General features: G+C 48.6%; 2 tRNA genes and 2 rRNA genes. All 4 read right to left on the bottom strand.

The features are described 5' to 3' along the window. Positions 1 to 412 (bottom strand): 23S ribosomal RNA (locus LMJ30_RS01360); the annotation flags it as partial. A 230-nt stretch (positions 413 to 642) separates the two neighbouring features. Continuing rightward, a tRNA-Ala gene (locus LMJ30_RS01355) sits at positions 643 to 718 on the bottom strand. 15 nt (positions 719 to 733) lie between these two features. Beyond that, positions 734 to 810 (bottom strand) — tRNA-Ile (locus LMJ30_RS01350). 89 nt (positions 811 to 899) lie between these two features. Beyond that, positions 900 to 985, bottom strand: a 16S ribosomal RNA gene (locus tag LMJ30_RS01345); the annotation flags it as partial.

Below are 985 nucleotides of genomic sequence, written 5' to 3'. Positions count from 1 at the left end.
TGGTCCCCCCATGTTCAGACAGGATTTCTCGTGTCCCGCCCTACTTGTCGCATACTTAGTTCCACACATCGCATTTCGTGTACGGGGCTATCACCCGCTATGGCCGGAGTTTCCAATCTGTTCCACTATGCGTCATGCTAAATCATGCAGGCTCATCCCATTTCGCTCGCCACTACTTTGGGAATCTCGGTTGATTTATTTTCCTGCAGCTACTTAGATGTTTCAGTTCGCCGCGTTCGCTTTGCATACCTATGTATTCAGTATGCAATGACCTAAAAGGCCGGGTTTCCCCATTCGGAAATCTGCGGATCAAAGTGTGTTTGCTCACTCCCCGCAGCTTATCGCAAGCTACTACGTCCTTCATCGCCTGTAATCGCCAAGGCATCCACCATGTGCACTTATTCACTTGTCCCTATAACGTTAGCCCCTGTTGCCAGGGATCGTTACAGTTCCAAGCAAGACTTCATTTATTACTGTGTTTGATGAGTTTTACTACTACCCTAAGTGTGCTCCTTTTACAGAACACGCTTAATAAAACTTTACTTCTTCCAGATTGTTAAAGAACGAAACAGCTAATGATCTCTAAAAGATCAAACCTAAGCATCTATGCTTACGTTTGCACTTTCAAGATATTAAGTAGAGTGGTGGAGGATGACGGGATCGAACCGACGACCCCCTGCTTGCAAAGCAGGTGCTCTCCCAGCTGAGCTAATCCCCCAATTCTTGACCGCGTTGGTAGGGCTGGTTGGACTCGAACCAACGACCCCCGCGTTATCAACACGGTGCTCTAACCAGCTGAGCTACAGCCCCGACTTGGACACTGCTACTGTTTCTTCTAATTTCAACAGTCGATAAGAGTGGACGCTCAATGAATTGGCTCTAGGCCGGTGCTACTCTAGAAAGGAGGTGATCCAGCCGCACCTTCCGATACGGCTACCTTGTTACGACTTCACCCCAGTCACGAATCCTACCGTGGTAAGCGCCC

It is taken from the genome of Massilia agrisoli (assembly GCF_020831365.1).
Taxonomy (GTDB): domain Bacteria; phylum Pseudomonadota; class Gammaproteobacteria; order Burkholderiales; family Burkholderiaceae_D; genus Telluria_A; species Telluria_A agrisoli.
The sequence above is the reverse complement of the archived record's forward strand: the minus strand, read 5'-3'. Positions and strand labels throughout refer to the sequence as shown.